Source organism: Staphylococcus sp. HMSC067F07 (genome assembly GCF_001837405.1).
Lineage (GTDB): Bacteria > Bacillota > Bacilli > Staphylococcales > Staphylococcaceae > Staphylococcus > Staphylococcus capitis.
The window spans coordinates 7,471-24,521 of record NZ_KV832234.1; the positions used below are offsets into that span (position 1 = coordinate 7,471).

At 33.0% G+C, this 17,051-nt stretch carries 13 protein-coding genes and 1 other RNA gene; 2 read left to right on the forward strand and 12 right to left on the reverse strand.

All coding sequences use genetic code 11. The features are described from left to right. The 9 genes from ebh to HMPREF2706_RS03345 form a co-directional block, all read right to left on the reverse strand. The coding region (gene ebh / locus HMPREF2706_RS03305; protein WP_070862190.1) for a hyperosmolarity resistance protein Ebh at nucleotides 1-3,251 on the reverse strand (3,251 nt) is incomplete at its 3' end. Nucleotides 3,252-3,625: 374 nt separating this feature from the next. Then, entirely contained in the window at nucleotides 3,626-4,504 is an 879-nt protein-coding gene (locus HMPREF2706_RS03310) for a 5'-3' exonuclease (protein WP_070862191.1), read from the reverse strand. 20 nt (nucleotides 4,505-4,524) lie between these two features. Beyond that, nucleotides 4,525-7,965: a dynamin family protein gene (locus HMPREF2706_RS03315; protein WP_049428677.1), complete on the reverse strand. Its 3,441-nt coding sequence runs from the start codon at nucleotides 7,963-7,965 to the stop codon at nucleotides 4,525-4,527. A 210-nt stretch (nucleotides 7,966-8,175) separates the two neighbouring features. Continuing rightward, nucleotides 8,176-8,814 (reverse strand): SDR family oxidoreductase, encoded by a 639-nt coding sequence (locus tag HMPREF2706_RS03320; protein WP_049428679.1) that lies wholly within the window; start codon nucleotides 8,812-8,814, stop codon nucleotides 8,176-8,178. Nucleotides 8,815-8,971: 157 nt separating this feature from the next. Continuing rightward, nucleotides 8,972-10,108: a THUMP domain-containing class I SAM-dependent RNA methyltransferase gene (locus HMPREF2706_RS03325; RefSeq protein ID WP_037549159.1), complete on the reverse strand. Its 1,137-nt coding sequence runs from the start codon at nucleotides 10,106-10,108 to the stop codon at nucleotides 8,972-8,974. A 190-nt stretch (nucleotides 10,109-10,298) separates the two neighbouring features. Next, an RNA gene (rnpB, locus tag HMPREF2706_RS03330) (RNase P RNA component class B) lies at nucleotides 10,299-10,682 on the reverse strand. A gap of 53 nt (nucleotides 10,683-10,735) precedes the next feature. Further along, on the reverse strand, nucleotides 10,736-11,074 hold the full coding sequence (gene gpsB / locus HMPREF2706_RS03335; protein WP_023350258.1) for a cell division regulator GpsB: 339 nt from the start codon (nucleotides 11,072-11,074) through the stop codon (nucleotides 10,736-10,738). Nucleotides 11,075-11,086: 12 nt separating this feature from the next. Then, entirely contained in the window at nucleotides 11,087-11,653 is a 567-nt protein-coding gene (locus tag HMPREF2706_RS03340) for an SLOG family protein (RefSeq protein ID WP_002433797.1), read from the reverse strand. A gap of 11 nt (nucleotides 11,654-11,664) precedes the next feature. Beyond that, a complete protein-coding gene (locus tag HMPREF2706_RS03345) occupies nucleotides 11,665-11,997 on the reverse strand; it encodes a DUF1798 family protein (RefSeq protein ID WP_002433589.1) in 333 nt (110 codons plus the stop codon). A gap of 369 nt (nucleotides 11,998-12,366) precedes the next feature. Between HMPREF2706_RS03345 and recU the strand changes: the two genes are divergently transcribed. Beyond that, nucleotides 12,367-12,993, forward strand: coding sequence for a Holliday junction resolvase RecU (gene recU / locus HMPREF2706_RS03350; protein ID WP_002433974.1), 627 nt, complete (start codon nucleotides 12,367-12,369; stop codon nucleotides 12,991-12,993). Continuing rightward, on the forward strand, nucleotides 12,990-15,227 hold the full coding sequence (locus HMPREF2706_RS03355; RefSeq protein ID WP_070862192.1) for a transglycosylase domain-containing protein: 2,238 nt from the start codon (nucleotides 12,990-12,992) through the stop codon (nucleotides 15,225-15,227). Before recU ends, HMPREF2706_RS03355 begins: the two co-directional genes overlap by 4 nt. Nucleotides 15,228-15,369: 142 nt before the next feature. Here HMPREF2706_RS03355 and HMPREF2706_RS03360 read toward each other — a convergent pair whose 3' ends face one another. From HMPREF2706_RS03360 to HMPREF2706_RS03370, 3 genes are read right to left on the reverse strand one after another with little or no spacing between them, the layout of a single operon-like run. After that, nucleotides 15,370-15,699: a YpoC family protein gene (locus HMPREF2706_RS03360; RefSeq protein ID WP_049428685.1), complete on the reverse strand. Its 330-nt coding sequence runs from the start codon at nucleotides 15,697-15,699 to the stop codon at nucleotides 15,370-15,372. Between the two features lie 6 nt (nucleotides 15,700-15,705). After that, a complete protein-coding gene (nth, locus tag HMPREF2706_RS03365; RefSeq protein ID WP_002433690.1) occupies nucleotides 15,706-16,365 on the reverse strand; it encodes an endonuclease III in 660 nt (219 codons plus the stop codon). Then, a complete protein-coding gene (locus HMPREF2706_RS03370) occupies nucleotides 16,355-17,047 on the reverse strand; it encodes a DnaD domain-containing protein (RefSeq protein WP_002433943.1) in 693 nt (230 codons plus the stop codon). The genes nth and HMPREF2706_RS03370 overlap by 11 nt, the downstream gene beginning before the upstream one ends. Nucleotides 17,048-17,051 lie beyond the last annotated feature (4 nt).

Sequence of the window (17,051 nt, forward strand, 5' to 3'; positions counted from 1 at the left end):
ACTGTCCCTTGAGACCCATCTTTATAATTTACAAGAATGTTACCGTTATCTTGAGGAACTAAAGGATTAGAGCTTGCTAAGTAAGTCGATTTGTTAGTATTTAGTCTTTGTACTTTATCTTTACCTTGATTTTTTTCTTGTGTAGTAAAATTAGTAGGATTTACTACAAGAATTCTATTACCAGCAGACAAAGGAGTAAGTGGATAGTCAGTCGCTAAGCTCCCAACATTTACATTGATAGTTTTAGTTTGTTGGTTATTATCATTATCTGTAGCTGTTAATCTAAGGGAAATAACACTATTTAGAGCTTGACTACGACTGATAGTACCTGAAACTGTTAAAGTACCAGTTTCGTTATTAGAATTTTTAACAAAGGTCTGAGTCCATCCAGATGGTAATCCTTCTACACGTATTTGATTAAGTCCAGAACCTCCGTGATTTTCAGTTACAGGTATAGAGAATGAGACATGATTATCTCTATAATATTTTGCGTTTAATCCTACAGGCTCACCAAATGATGGAGGTGTGCTATCACCAGATAGAGTAATGATATTACTAAAGTTAGATTGAACATTCTCGTTAAAATAAGTGATAGCTTTTAATTCAGCGGCTCTTGGAAGACCCTGTACATAATCACTAGCTGTAAAAGTAACCGTTCCAGTAGGTGTAGCATCTGCACTTGCTATCACTGTATAGTTCTCAGGTTTAGTATAAGGATCTGAGAAAGGATCAGTTGAACCGTTTTGTCCTCCAACAACAAGTAAAACTTTAGCATTAGTTTCGTGTGGCACATTAGTAACTATAATTTCTGGCTTTTGACCTGCTTTTCCTCTAAGTTGCATTTCAGTTGTTTCAATTATCGGAGGATTAGGTTTAGCACGTACTTCGAATTGTTCTTCTCTATCTCCTAAACTTACTGTAATAAAATAATCTCCAGGTGCTAATGTTCCGACTAAAGAGAAGTTTTTCTCGTTGGCATTATTAGTTTGACCTTTAGATTCTTCTAATCTCAATGTATTTGGGTATCCATATACCGACCAAGTATTATCTCTAATAGGTTCATTACTCGTTAGTTGAACACGTATATCTTGCTGTTTAGGCGAATTATTATGCATATCTCCAGCCATAATTTCATATACTGGATGACCAGCTTTTTTAGATTCTGAATAACTTTCAATACTTTGTCCTTCATTGTTATGCCAATAAGAAATCTTTTGTTTAAGAGCTGGTTTAACATACAAATTTACTGGAACTAGAGTTTCTGGGTTATGGTGACGATCTCGCGCGTTAAATCCAATCATTAGCTTAATTGGATTTCCTGTGCGAGCAGCTTCCTCCAGATTATTCTTTGAGAATGTACTCTCGATTTCAACTGGATTTAATTCATCTGCACCGAAAATGCGGACTTGGTCGTAAGCATCATTATATCGCATAAAACCAAAGATAGATCTACTTATATGTTTTACATAACTTAAAGGATCGTCGGCATAATCAATAGTATGATCTCCATCAGAGTCCAATATAGCTCGATCGGTATTTTTACCTATAGATGGATCATATACATACTTAGTATTACCTAAATGCATAGTACGATTTTTAACTTCTACGAAAGATTGAATACGATTTTGATATTCTTTCATCGGTTCAACATATAATTGGTTGTAATTAAATAATTGTCTAAATTCTAGTGCACGACCACCTGCTGCATAATAAAGACGTTCTGTTGGAAGACCACTAGTTTTAAAGGAAATTCTATAACTTACATCTCCTTTACCAATAAAGCTATATATTGAATCTAAACCTTGTCCTAGTTCAGGTCTCTCACCATTTAAGAAAGCAAAGTTTTCGTCACCATAATAACGCGCTGTAGATGATGCACCATTTCGATTGAAATAAGAATTACGATCATATTCGTTGCTACCTCGAGCAAAATCCCAAAAGTTATTTATTTGAACGGTAGGCGTATTATAAAATGGATAACCATGAGCGGAACCATGTCTAAAATATCTAGCTACAGCGGGATCAATGCCTTCAGCAGTTTGCCAAAATTTAGGTAAAGGTGCGCCTGAACCTGAGCCCACACCACCATATGCTGAGCTTGTTCCATTTTTGTTTATGATAGAAAATGTCACTTGACCTACCGGTGTTTGATCACGTGGGATTCCAAACCAATAAATCATATTCTCATGATTTGAGTGTCCTTTGTTAAATAATATATCCCACTCGTAACCATCTTTAACCCTTTTAGTAGTTATATAAGCGATACCTTTTACATCTGATGCATGTAATGTGTTATAGGGTGTTGATGGTAATTGATAAGGCGCCCCTTTATTAGAAGCGTGTAAAAATGTTCCTATTGGATATCCGGAACCATCATCATCACTTGATACATAATATTCAGTCCATGCATCTAAATAAGCTGAATTAGATTTTCTACTAGCCCGATCTTTATTAACGCTTCTAGTAGAACGGTTGTTTTTATTTATTTTAGTTGTACGCATTGGCAGCGTACGAGCTAATTCAATCGCTTGTTCTAATTGTTGGTACATCAAATCAAGCTGTTTTGATTCAGAATTTTCACTATTACCAAGAAAATCATTAATTTTGTCAAAAGTAGCTTTAACTTTATTATATTCAATTGTATTAGCTTTATCAGTATCTATCATTCTGTAATCATGGTATGACGCATCATATAAAGCTTGTAGTCTAGTCTTATCTAAAGGCGGTTGAACAAGTTTTGGTTTGTTAGTATCTTCAACTTTTTTATTATTTGAATCTTCTTTAGTAGATTGTTTATTGATAATTGATTTTTCTTTTAAATTATCTTTTTGTTTTTCTTTATCACCTGTTAAAGATTTTACAGCGTGTGTTTTTATCTTAAGACTGTTTTTATCATTAGGATAGTTAGATGGTGAGTTCTTAGTATTTTCTCCCGTGCTCTCTTTAATTTCATCACTATTACTATTAGATGTTTGTACATTTGATAAAAGTTCAGTCTCGTTTTCAGGTACTGTATAGACATCATTTTTATTTTGGTCAATTTTAGAGTTAGTTTGTTGTTTTGCAGTGGAGTCTTCTTCACCTCCATTTAGTGCAGTTTTTTTAACTATTGTAGCAGGTTGATCTGATTCATTTGCTTGAGCTTGACCTGTATTAAAACCTATAAATACCAGGGTTGCGATTACAGTCGAAAATGTTCCAATGGCATATTTTCTGATACTAAATTTCTGTAATTTATCTCGATTATTCAAAGCTATTGTTCACTCCTATTCTAGATGTTATGTCTTTGTTGTTTGATGTGATTTAATATATCGTGTGCTTAAAATTGACCATAATGACGATATTTAAAATGAAAAGAATACCATTCAAAATGAGTTTAATAAAATTTAGAGCTAATGTCGGATTATAAAATCATAATTTGAATGCGGCATGCTCACTCATCTATCACAATAGAGTTTCGAACAATATTTTATTTGTTCTAAACAATAATATCACTTTATATAAAGAAAGTGAAATTAATTCACAATATTTATATAAAATAAATTTTATGTTGCGTAGATGATGGGTATAAAATAAACCAAATGGCTTTACGAATTAATTTCGATAAGTCCATTTGGTTTAATGGTTAAAAGTTGCTTGCTAGATATTTTCCTGAAACATACAACTCATGTTCGTTACAAATTGAAAGTATTTCATTTAGTTCATGTGCGTATGCCATTTCATTAAAGAGCTGTTCTGATTCAAGTGGCACTTGAGTGTGAATTTCAGCTAATGATTTTGATAAATGTAAATTGTTAATGTTATCGTTAATTTTCTTTTGCTGCGCTGGTGTCAATGTAGATATATTTCGGATTACGTTTTCAACGCTATGATGATTTTGAATTAATTTGATAGCTGTTTTCTCGCCGATACCTTTTACTCCAGGATAACCATCTGCCGTATCTCCCATGAATGCTTTAACATCTATTAATTGTTTGGGTTCTAATCCGTATTCGTCTTTAAATCGATCTAGAGTATAGCGATTATAAATAGTAAATCCTTTTTTAGTAAGCCAAACTTCTACATTCTCATTTATACATTGGAGAATATCTCTATCTCCTGTAATGATAAAAACTTCATTGTTATCAGAATAACTGTGAGCGAGGCTCCCAATCACATCATCAGCTTCATAATTAGTTACACCAATGTTTACAAATCCAAATTGTTGTGAGATTTCTTTAACGTAACCAAATTGTGGTATAAGTTCTGCTGGTGGTTCTGGCCGATTTTGTTTATACCCTTCAAACATTTCGTTGCGAAAGGTTTGTTGCCCCATATCCCAACATACTGCAACATGTGTAGGATTAATTTCTTTAATAGCACTGAAGATATGTCTTACAAAGCCTTGAACGCCATTTGTAGGAATACCTTTAGAGTTATACATAAATTGATTGTGTAGACTCGTTGCATAAAAATGTCTAAATAGTAGAGCCATTCCGTCCACGAGTAATACTCTATTTGTCATGATAGTGTCCTTCTTTCTTCTTAAATGATTTCATCAAGTTGTTTAGATTTAGTTTCCAGCTGTTGGATGAGCGTATCATCTAATTTGAATGATAGTAATTCATCAATTTGTTCTTGAATTTGTTGCTCTAGTTGTTTGAATTGCGTCTCAGCTTGACGTGACATCTGCTGCACATAGTCGTTCAGTTCTTGTTTTAATTCACTCAAACCATCTTGTAACAATTCTAATGTTACATTTGCAATTTGTTCTTGGATATCACGTTGTGAATTAGGATTTAGTATTTTACGTTTTGTTAATTGCTTCGGTAAGGCTGCAATCATATCATTTAAATCTATTTTTAAAAATGGTGTTTCCTTTACATCAGGTTCTACATCAAATTGAGCTTTAACTAGTACGTGTATGTGATTTAACTTCTTGATAATTGGTGCAATTTGCTCTTCTAATTGAGAATTAAAATACTTTTTGATTCTTTCAGTAATTAATGATTGTTCTAAATATAATCGTTGATGAATTTGATCAAGATAAGTTTTAGTAGAAATCTTTTTCTCTTCATTAAAATCACTATTTTGAGTCATTTGACTGTTATACACTGATTTCACTTCGTCTAATAATTGAAGATTGAGTCTATTGTTTAAATGATAGATTTGTTCATCAACTTCGTTATTAGTATGTTGCGATGTAGTATTGATCAATTGGCTATTAAGTCTATCTTGGTCTTTAATGTTTAATAATTTTTCTTGTCTAGCTTGTATTTGTTCCTTATTATTATGGAACTCTTCAATCATTTCTTTATAGGAATCATTCATTTGTTGAATTTGATGAACCATCTGTTGTTCTAAAATGGTTTTAGATTCGACATCAGCAAATCGCTGAATGCTATCGCGCAATTGATCTATACCTTGATCGCCCTCTTTTAAGCTTTTACGACTAGAAACGCTAAATATCTCAGAATGAAGGTTAACTTGTCCAAGTGCATCTGCAACATAATCACGCACTGTGTTGAGGTCGTCTTCATTTTCAGCTAAATCTACTGCATTAATAACCATCTTGAATGCTTGATTCTCATTTAATTGATTCATCGCTTTCATGTGCTCGATAAAAGCTTTATCGTTATCCGTGAATGAATGATTAAAATAACTTACGTAGAGGATTAAATCTGAAGAAGTAAGAATCTGCTCAGTTTCGTTAGTGTGTCGTTGATTATTAGAGTGAAGACCTAATGAATCGACGATAATTTTACCTTTTAACCATTCAAGTGGAAGGTTAAGATGCACGGTCTTAACGAATGTAGCGTATTCATCTTCTGCACTCCATTTTTTAACGTCTTCTTGAGAGACGGTATGCACTTCTCCCTCATTTAACATGTCTAGATACATATCATAATGTTTCTCAATGGCATCAATAAATGCGAGTTGATTCTTTTCAAGTTGTGTCTTAAGTTTCTTCAAATCACTGTTAATAAATGATTCTAATGAATCATATGACGCATTGTAATATTCAAGAACATTGTTGACTTCATCTAGTAATTGCTCAGATGATTTTAAGGTGATTTGGCTTTCTTCACCGTATGATAATTCAGTTGTCGCTGCTGTTGTAGGATTTGGTGAACTTACTAAATATTGACCGCCTAATAAAGCATTGATTAAACTACTTTTTCCTGCACTGAAAGTTCCGAATACACCAATTTTAGTGATTTGATTATTGAGGCGATGCATTGTGTCTTTGATGTCCTTTTTCGTACGATCAAATAGAGGGACATCTTCGACTACTTGAAGTGCATTCTGAATATCAACTTGATTTGCTGTTTCTGCTTCATCATGGTTGACCTGTTCATGTTTGTGGTGGTAAGCCGTTGAATTTTCTTCTTTAAGTTCGAAATTTGCTTCAGTTCTTCCGATTAATTTATCCAGTGAATCATCTAAATGGATATAATAATGTTGATAATTATGAGTAGTTAACGATTCTCTTAAATTTTTCAACTCAATGAATTTTTCATATTCTTGTTTATCCTCATTATCTTCTGTTGTTAACTCGCTTGCTTGAGCGTGATTCACAGCATCTTTGAAGATAGGGTTTGATTCATGTTCAATATGTTTATTTAAAGCTTTCACTACTTCATCTGAAAATGTAAGAACATACGTGTTGCTAATACTTGTCTGAGGTTGATATAAATCAGAAATTAATGATGGCTTTATAAGGTAATCTTGGTTTAGGATTTGATTATTAACTTCACTGTCATTTATAAAGCGTGTTAAGAATGACATGTCTTCTCGAAGTGGCTGACGTATTTGTTGGTTCACTTTATCTTGTAACGCGTCAGTAGCTTGATTCAGTCGTTGTTCCTGTTCTTCTTCTTTTTTCTTTTTCTTATTGAAAAGCCCGCCTACTTTGAAGTCTTCAGATTTACTTTCAAGATAAGATCTTAACTGTTCTCGCATATCATGTGTCATGATATAAGCGTTATCTAAAATATCTTTACGTTTCTGCTTTAAATAATTGAGTAATTTATCAGAGTCGTTTAATAGTTGAGCTTCTTCGCTTACTTCTTGATTTTGTTGGAACTTCATGTAAGCTTGCTCAAAGTCTTCCTCTTCGATATCAAGTGTATCGAGGATGTCTTGGATTTCATTTTGGATATAAGCAAGTTGTGCTTCAGTAATAAAATCGATAGTACGATTCACGTAATCTTCGACAGATTCTCGTTGATTGTCCATATAAACGAGGTAATTAGATAATTCATTAATTTGGTTCTCTGGATGCTCAAATTTAGATACATAATAAGTATCTGTTAATTCAATATCCCAATCTTTAATTGATTTCTCCACGCGTGATTTAAATGTATCAAATGATATTTCATCCTCATTATGTTTATCGATTTGATTAATGACAAACACGATAGGAATACCTACTTCATTAATACGTCGCATGAATTTAAAGTTTAATGCAGATTGTACGTGATTATAATCTACAGTATAGAAGAGAATGTTGCTCGTATACATAAATTGTTCAGTACTAGACTGGTGTGTGGCAACATTTGAGTCTACGCCAGGTGTATCTTGTAGTGTGAAACCGTTGTTGAATTTATTTGATGGGAAGTTAATTTCTACTGATTCAACATCCACATTTTGACGATTCATTTGTTTCACATCATCATAAGTTTTTAATTTAGTGTATTGTTGGTGAGGTAAATTCGCGATGATTCCTGGTTCTTCAGCGACTGACACGACTGCAGTATTACTTGTTGTAGGTACTGGTGAGCTAGGTAAGATATTTTGTTCAAGTAATAGATTAATTAGCGTTGATTTCCCAGCTGAAAAGTGACCAACGAAAGAAGCGGTAAATTGATTAAGATATACTTTTTTTATTACTTGGTTAATAGTGTTAACTAAAGCATAGTTGTTCGATTTCTCAACTTCCTTTTTCAACTTATATAAAATATCTAATTGTTCAGTGTTATCCATGTGTTTTGTATCCCCTTTAGCTCCATCGATATGTGATAGAGGTTTTTACTCTGATTATTATAAAAAGTGTAAGGAATTTATGTATATCAACTTCAAAAAAATTAAAAAAATTAGGTTAGTCTAGAAGACAAACCCTAATTTTCAAAAGTTATGATATTTTAAATTTTATCACATAGACAAAGTAAAACCTATGTTAAAATGGCATATTTATTAATCAAACCATGCAGGTTTATCGCCTTCTGTTCCAGGTTTATTAACACCAATATTTTCTTTAGAATGTAGCTCTGGATTTTTAGCGATTTGAACAGCTAATGAAGCAACACTTTTACGTGAAACTTCTGTACCTTTGAATGTCTCATCTTTAGTAGTAACTTCAAAAACATTTTCATTTTTATCAGTTAACCAACCTGGACGGATGATAGTATAATCTAAATTTGAATTTTCAATAATGTCCGATGCTTTGCGATATAGATTTAATTTATCTCCAAATTGTTCTTTATTCCATTCGTTAAATTGTTCAGGTAATTCATTATAGATACCAGGTGCTGCCACAAATATTAAATGTTTAACATTCTTATTAGCCATAGCTTCAACAATTGTCTTAGCTTGTCTATCAAGTGATCCAGATAAACTTGCAAAGACTACATCAACTTCATCTAATGCTTTCTCAAGATCTTCTAAGTTTTTTGCATCGCCTTCATATACTGTTACACGGTTAGAAGCATAGTCAGGGATACGGTGCGCATTTCTTAAGAATAAATCTACATTAAAACTAGAGTTTTCAAGGAAAATTTTAGTTGCTTCGATAGACACTCTACCGTTAGCTCCGATGATTAATACTGTTTTCATATTTATAATCCCCTTTCTAAACATCTTCAATATTTTATTTTTTAGTATTTTTAAAATTAAAACACTCCTATTCAACTGTACTATAGTCGAGATAAGAGTGCGAATGAATTGAATATTTAGGTTACTACTATTACACGGAAATAATAAAAAGTAAACCTTAATTTTTAAAATCGGGTTTTTTACCCCAATATTGATAATACGTACATTCGATATAACCATTGAATAATTTACGACGTTTAGTTGCTTTACGGTTAACTAAATACTCAAATTCTTTATTACTGGTTAAAATATATGTTGATAAATAAGGATGTTGCTTCATTAGTGAACCAATATAGCGATACATTTCTTCTACTTCTTCGCGATCACCTATACGTTCACCATATGGCGGATTTCCTACTAATGCTACTGGTCCTTCTGAATCAATAGTTAAAGTATTAACGTCTTTAACATTAAATTGAATAATATCGCCCAGTCCAACTTCTTCAGCATTACGTTTAGCAATTTCTACCATTTCAGGGTCAATATCAGATGCGTAAACTTCAATTTCTTTATCATAATCTGCCATTCTATCTGCTTCATCACGCAATTCATCATAAATATTTGGAGGCATGATATTCCATTCTTCAGATACGAAATCTCTATTAAATCCAGGGGCAATGTTTTGTGCAATTAAACATGCTTCAATCGCAATCGTACCAGAACCACAGAATGGATCAATTAGTGGAGAATCACCTTTCCAATTTGCTAAACGAATTAAACTAGCAGCTAATGTTTCCTTGATTGGTGCTTCCCCTTGTGCTAGACGATAACCACGTTTGTTTAATCCTGAACCTGATGTATCAATAGTTAATAAAACATTATCTTTGTGTATTGCAACTTCTACAGGATATTTTGCACCAGTCTCATTTAACCAACCTTTTTCATCGTATGCCTTTTTAAGTCTCTCGACGATGGCTTTTTTAGTAATTGCTTGGCAATCAGGTACACTGTGCAATGTAGATTTTACGCTTCGACCTTGAACGGGGAAATTACCTTCTTTATCGATAATTGTTTCCCACGGTAAAGCTTTTGTTTGTTCGAATAAATCATCAAATGTTTTAGCATCAAAGCGCCCCATTACTATCTTAATGCGGTCAGCTGTACGTAACCATAAGTTGCATTTAACGATGGCTGCTTCATCACCTTCAAAGAAGATGCGCCCATTTTCAACCTGTGTTTCATAACCAAGTTCTTGTATTTCTTTAGCCACGACTGCTTCCAGTCCCATTGGACAGACTGCTAATAATTGAAACATTTCATTGCTCCTTTATTTGTATTGTGTTTATTTTACCAAATTCATCATCTTTTTTTAATATAAGGATAAACTCATTTTTATTTTTTGAAAATGATTAAACAAATAGCTTTCATGAGAGCATTTGCGCCCATAAATATAAACAATAAAAAAGCTCTCCATATATAAGGGAGAGCTAAACTAGTCGTAATATTTCTGTAAGCCATGTTCTGTACCGTTGTACTCATCACGTGTACTAGTTACACTGGTACGTCGGTGGTAACCATCTGTCTACATACTTTCACGCTCGTGTGAAAGTCGTCTCGTTTATACGTTGAATTCCGCTAAACAAGTGCTCCTACCAAATTTGGATTGCTCACTCGAGGGGTTTACCGCGTTCCACCTTTTATATTTCTATAAAAGCTACGTCACTGTGGCACTTTCAAACTATTCTAACCATATCATGTGACTTAGGTTATTTCGTTGCCGTCAAATTAATGCCTTGATTTATTGTTTCATCAAGCACGAACACTACAATCATCTCAGACTGTGTGAGCATGGACTTTCCTCTATATTGCTATAGCGATTACCCGAAATATCACTTTTGCGATTATAACACAATTTCATGTGAATAAGTAACAAAAATTTTTATTACTTACCGAAAACTGCTTTTTCTAAATTAGAAATACGTTTTAAAATATCTACATTGTTTGATGAGTTGTTGCCATTATTAGAAGAAAAGTTTTTATTTTCCTGTGGTCTTGTTGTAGCAACGCGAAGTCTTAACTCTTCAAGTTCTTTTTTTAATTTATTATTTTCTTCTGATAGCTTAACAACTTCATTATTCATGTCCGCCATTTTTTGATAATCTGTAATAATATCGTCTAAAAAAGCGTCTACTTCTTCTCTTCTATAGCCACGAGCCATAGTTTTTTCGAAATCTTTCTCATAAATATCTTTTGCTGATAATTTTAATGAAACATCTGACATCTTTTATCCACCTCATTCGAAACTTTGATCTTGAGACCACTGCAAGTCGTTGATGAAGTCAGTGAGTTCATCAAACGTCACAATATCACAAGTATAGTTTGTTTTATCCATAAATTCAACTAACATAGTCTTGAAGAATTTAGGGCTTGCCTCTTGTTCTTCATCATAAATTAGAATGGTATAGTCGGTATGATCTAGCATGAATTGATCTGCTTGTTTAAACTGAAAAGGCCCTTGATAATCAGTATGATGAATACTCTCCGTAAAATCTGCTTGTTGAGCGATTGAAGCGTATTTAGCTTGGTTCTGTTCATTCCAACGATGCGTATGACCTAAGAAAGGTGTGATAATCCCTAACTTTAATTCTGGATAATCTTTCTTTAAGTCTAAAACAACCTCAGCTGTCCATAACTCAATACCCATTTGACCTTGAATCAGCACCCATTCTAGACCTTCATCTAATAATTGTTCTAATTTATGAGATATAAACTTCTTTAAATATGAAACTTCTGGTGCATCATCTTTGAATATATTTAATTCAAAAGATTTGTATCCAGTAACATATACAGTTTTAACCATATTCTCCCTCATTAAACATGATACGTTAAAATATTTTTTAAATCATACTGTACGCTTTTTATTTTTTCTGTGAAAAGCTTTCTACTCGTACGTTTAAAATGACATTCGACAGATAGCGATTGAATGTTTGATATAAGTAAATTAAATTTTAATGGTGTCATATACGGCGTATTAATGATTTGTTGATAATAATTGTTTAATTCATTAAGTTTTGAATCAATCGAATGTGCATAAGGTTTTACTACCTTATAAAAGTCATAATCAACTTCTGAAGATTTTACTCTTTCAAAACGATGATTCATTTCATCAATATCCGAGATAAGTTGTTCTATTAGTTTTCGCATTAGGATGCCTCCTACAAAGTTAATTTAACACAATAAGAAAGCTTAAGTCATGCAAAGTATCATTCTTTCATTGATTAGACATGATTGGATTTATAAAGATTTTGTTATCGGCGAATTTGTTTTGAAAGATTTATGTTACTTTTATCATTTAAGTCTCGTTTAAATAACTATAATTTTAATAAATAATAAATTATAGATTACGTTTATCTTTCATTTATGAAAGAAATCGTGACAGAATAGGCTAATCACGTTAAAATAATGAATGATGTATGTTTGTTAAATAACATATACATTCAAATACTAGAGTTTGATTGAGTTTTTTCATTTACATATCTAAAGTTTTCTCATCAAACTTGTGTGGTGAATATTATGAATTATCCTAATGGTAAGCCATACTCAAAAAATAAGTCTTCGGACGGACGAAAGCCTTCACCCTTTTCAAGTAACATTGAATATGGTGGACGCGGAATGTCGCTTGAAAAAGATATAGAACAATCCAATACGTTCTATTTAAAAAGTGGCATAGCAGTCATTCACAAGAAGCCTACTCCCGTTCAGATAGTCAATGTTCACTATCCTAAACGTAGTAAGGCTGTGATTAATGAAGCTTATTTTCGTACACCTTCAACTACCGATTATAACGGCGTTTATAATGGGTATTATATCGATTTCGAGGCAAAGGAAACGAAGAATAAAACTTCTTTTCCCCTTAATAATATACATGCACATCAAGTTGAACATATGAAAAATACATATCTTCAAAAGGGAATTGTTTTTCTTATGATACGTTTCAAAACACTTGATGAAGTCTATATATTGCCATATTCTAAGTTTGAATTTTTCTGGGAAAGATATACTCAAGAAATCAAAAAATCGATTACAGTTGAAGAAATTCGGAAAAATGGTTACCATATTCCTTATCAATATCAACCAAGATTGAATTACCTCAAGGCAGTTGATAAGTTGATATTAGATGAAAGTGAGGACCGCGTATGACGGAAAATAAAGGGTCTTCCCATCCTAAAAAAAATAATAGTAAAAATGGTGGGAAGTCCGACGAACAAAAGAATAGGAATGTTAAGAGAACGATTATCAAGATAATCGGCTTTATGATTATCGCCTTTTTCGTTCTGTTGTTACTTGGTATCTTGTTGTTTGCTTACTATGCATGGAAAGCGCCAGCATTTACTGAGTCGAAACTAGAAGACCCAATTCCGGCCAAGATTTATGATAAGAATGGGGATCTAGTTAAAACGTTAGATAACGGTCAACGTCATGAACACGTCAACATTAAAGACGTACCAAAACACATGAAATATGCCGTTTTAGCAACAGAGGATAATCGATTCTATCATCACGGTGCGCTAGACTATAAACGCTTATTTGGTGCTATTGGGAAGAACTTAACTGGTGGATTTGGTGCTCAGGGTGCGTCAACTTTAACACAACAAGTTGTTAAAGATTCATTCTTAACACAACAAAAATCTATCGGTCGTAAAGCTCAAGAAGCTTACCTTTCATACCGTCTTGAACAAGAATATAGTAAAGATGAAATATTCCAAGTTTACTTGAATAAAATTTACTATTCTGATGGTGTTACTGGTGTCAAAGCTGCAGCTAAATATTACTTTAACAAGGACTTGAAGGACTTAAACTTAGCTGAAGAAGCTTATCTTGCAGGTTTACCACAAGTTCCTAACTTATATAATATTTACAATAACCCTAAAGAAGCGAATAGCCGTAAAGACACAGTGCTCTATTTAATGCATAAACATCACAGAATTACTGATAAAGAATATGCTGATGCTAAGAAACTTGATCTAAAAGCGAACTTAGTAGAACGCTCTAAGAAAGATCGTCAAGTGAACGCTAATAATAATGATTCAGAGTATGATTCTTACGTTAACTTCGTTGAATCAGAATTAATGAATAATAAATACTTCAAAGACAAGAACTTAGGCAACGTCCTACAAAGTGGTATTAAAATTTACACTAACATGGACAAAGACGTTCAAAAAACGCTTCAAGATCGTGTTAATAATGGTGGTTCTAACTACTATAAAAATGATGACCAACAAGTTGGTGCTACAATCTTAGATAGTAAAACTGGTGGTCTTGTAGCTATTTCAGGCGGACGTGACTACAAAAATGTCGTAGAACGTAACCAAGCTACAGATGCTCACCCTACTGGTTCATCATTAAAACCATTCTTAGCTTATGGTCCAGCTATTGAAAATATGCAATGGGCTACTAACCACGCAATCCAAGACGAATCTTCATATTGGGTTGATGGTTCAGAATTCAAAAACTATGACACTAAAAGTCATGGTAAAGTTTCTGCTTATGATGCTTTACGTCAAAGTTTCAATATTCCTGCTCTTAAAACTTGGCAACAAGTTAAGAAACAAGCAGGTAACGATGCGCCTAAGAAATTCGCTTCTAAAGTTGGCTTAGATTACAACAGTAAAATAGGTCCATCTGAAGTACTTGGTGGTTCATCTTCTGAATTCTCACCTACTCAATTAGCTTCAGCATTTGCTGCAATTGCTAATGGTGGTACTTATAACAATGCTCACTCTATTCAAAAAGTAGTCACTAATGATGGTGACACTATTGAATATGATCATACTAGTCACAAAGCGATGAAAGATTATACAGCTTATATGTTAGCTGAAATCTTGAAAGGCACATTCAAAGCATACGGTTCAGCTTATGGACACGGTGTTTCAGGAGTTAATATGGGTGCTAAAACTGGTACTGGTACTTATGGTTCTGAAATTTATCAAAAATATAACTTACCAGACAGTGCAGCCAAAGACGTATGGATTAACGGATTCAGCCCTCAATATTCAATGTCAATTTGGATGGGCTTCAATAAAGTTAAACAATACGGTACTAACTCATTTGTAGGACATACTGAGCAAGAATATCCACAACATTTATTCGAAGATGTAATGTCTGATATCTCTTCTAAAGATGGTGAAGACTTCAAGAAACCTAATGATGTTAATGGTAGTGATTCGGATAACTTATCTGTTAAAGGTCACCCAGACAACGACACTACTAACCGTAGTGTTCACGGAGATAGTGATTCGTCATCAGGCAATAGCTCATCTTCAAACTCAGGTAATAGTTCTAGCAATAACAGTAGCTCTTCTCAAAGTAGCTCTGGTAACGCACTAACTCGTTTATTTAACTTAAATGCTATATTTGATAACAAAGCATCATAATTGATATAGCAAAGGTCCCAATTTCATGTTTTGAAATTGGGACTCTTTTTATATATTAAAAGAGTCAAATTGCATTGTTTGGAGGAACATCTTCCCTTTCATAACAATACAATTTGACTCTTAAATTTTTAAATAGGCTTACTTAACGATTGCGCTTCTTCCTTATTTGATAAGAGGCATTCATTTTAATTAACTCACTTTTTAACGTTTTCATTTGTCTATATCCCATAAAATGATATTTTCTAGCAATCATATAGTGATACCGTTCATCAAAATTCATAGGTACTACAGGATACTCATTTAAGTGATCAAAATTGATTTCACTGATTTCATTAATTTGTTTAAAGTAATTAAGTATCATCTCAAAATAATCATCAATAATAGGTTTAGCCTCTTGAGATTTTAACTTCTTCTGACTCGCTAACTTATCGAGTAGTGTTTCTAATTGTTCGAAATCATCTTTCTTAATCACTATAAATCACGCTTCCTTCAAACTAGCTTTATAACGTTTCTGACCTTCTCTACAATCATCTAATAAAGGACATATATCACATTTAGGTTTTCTAGCTAAACAATGATATCTTCCAAAGAAAATAAGTTGATGATGACTTCTATTCCATCTTTCGCGTGGGATGATATCACAAAGACGATCCTCAACTTGTCTAACATTGTCTTTCCATCGATTAATACCTAGACGTTTAGAAACTCTTTCAACATGCGTGTCCACAGCTAAAGAAGGTTCTCCAAATGCTACACTCATCACCACATTTGCAGTTTTTCGTCCGACACCTGCTAAACTTTCTAATTCTTTGTGAGTCTCTGGTATACGTCCATCAAATTGATCGAGTAATGAACGACATAATTTTTTTATATTTTTCGCTTTATTACGATATAGTCCTATTGAACGTATATCATTTTGAAGCTCTTCATCGCTAACATTAAGGTAATCTTCCGGTGTTTTATACTTTTCAAAGAGTGAACGTGTCACACGGTTGACTAAATTATCCGTACATTGAGCTGACAGTAATACAGCAATAGTGAGTTCGAATGCATTATCATGCTTTAATTCACACTCTGCGTCTGGAAACATATTCGCAATGACATCTATCATTTCTAATGCTTTCTTTTTACTTATCATCTGGTTTCTCTCCATTTAACCAATCAAATTTAGGAACTTGTTTGACTACATGTTTCATTTTAGGTTGCTTCTGATTAAATTGTTCTCTTATTTTTTTGGAGTCATCTACTGTTTTAACATTGTTCTTCTTCCAATTTAACAGTATGCGATCTATATATTTAAAACTTAATTTGTTTTGACTCAGTGCTTCGTCTAATGCTGCTTGAATGACGGATAAATCATGTTGATCCACATCTATCCATTGGTTTAATGTTTCTATTTCGTAGGGTGAAAGTGGTCTCCCAAAGGATTGTTCCATCAATTGAAATAGTTGTTTAAATTGCTCTTTACTATCTTGCTCTTGGTTATTTAAATTTTGTTTCTTTAGTATTAGGCTTAATTTCTCATAAAAAGGATCTAAATTCATATACTCAGTGAATTTACCTTCTTCGTCTTTACTCACATTTAATTCTAATAATTCGTGTTGTATTAAATTTTGTATGACGGCAGTGATTTCACGAGGTTGCATATGAGACCCTTTTTGAAGCAATTCTATAGAGGGCTGCTTATTAGATGTTTCTGATGCGTAAATCAATTTAATCAGAATCACTAAATCTTGTTCATCTATACCTAATTCCGCATAATGATCTAATAATTCTCTTCGAATTACGACAGGACGTGTTTTAAGTTGAAACAAATCCAAGTGT

Bases quoted from the DNA above. Each gene is read 5' to 3' on its own strand.
- HMPREF2706_RS03320 (WP_049428679.1), bottom strand. From the start codon at position 8,814: ATGAAAACAGTATTAATCATCGGAGCTAACGGTAGAGTGTCTATCGAA.
- gpsB (WP_023350258.1), bottom strand. From the start codon at position 11,074: ATGTCAGATGTTTCATTAAAATTATCAGCAAAAGATATTTATGAGAAA.
- HMPREF2706_RS03355 (WP_070862192.1), top strand. From the start codon at position 12,990: ATGACGGAAAATAAAGGGTCTTCCCATCCTAAAAAAAATAATAGTAAA.
- HMPREF2706_RS03325 (WP_037549159.1), bottom strand. From the start codon at position 10,108: ATGTTTCAATTATTAGCAGTCTGTCCAATGGGACTGGAAGCAGTCGTG.
- HMPREF2706_RS03340 (WP_002433797.1), bottom strand. From the start codon at position 11,653: ATGGTTAAAACTGTATATGTTACTGGATACAAATCTTTTGAATTAAAT.
- nth (WP_002433690.1), bottom strand. From the start codon at position 16,365: ATGATAAGTAAAAAGAAAGCATTAGAAATGATAGATGTCATTGCGAAT.
- HMPREF2706_RS03310 (WP_070862191.1), bottom strand. From the start codon at position 4,504: ATGACAAATAGAGTATTACTCGTGGACGGAATGGCTCTACTATTTAGA.
- HMPREF2706_RS03315 (WP_049428677.1), bottom strand. From the start codon at position 7,965: ATGGATAACACTGAACAATTAGATATTTTATATAAGTTGAAAAAGGAA.
- HMPREF2706_RS03345 (WP_002433589.1), bottom strand. From the start codon at position 11,997: ATGCGAAAACTAATAGAACAACTTATCTCGGATATTGATGAAATGAAT.
- recU (WP_002433974.1), top strand. From the start codon at position 12,367: ATGAATTATCCTAATGGTAAGCCATACTCAAAAAATAAGTCTTCGGAC.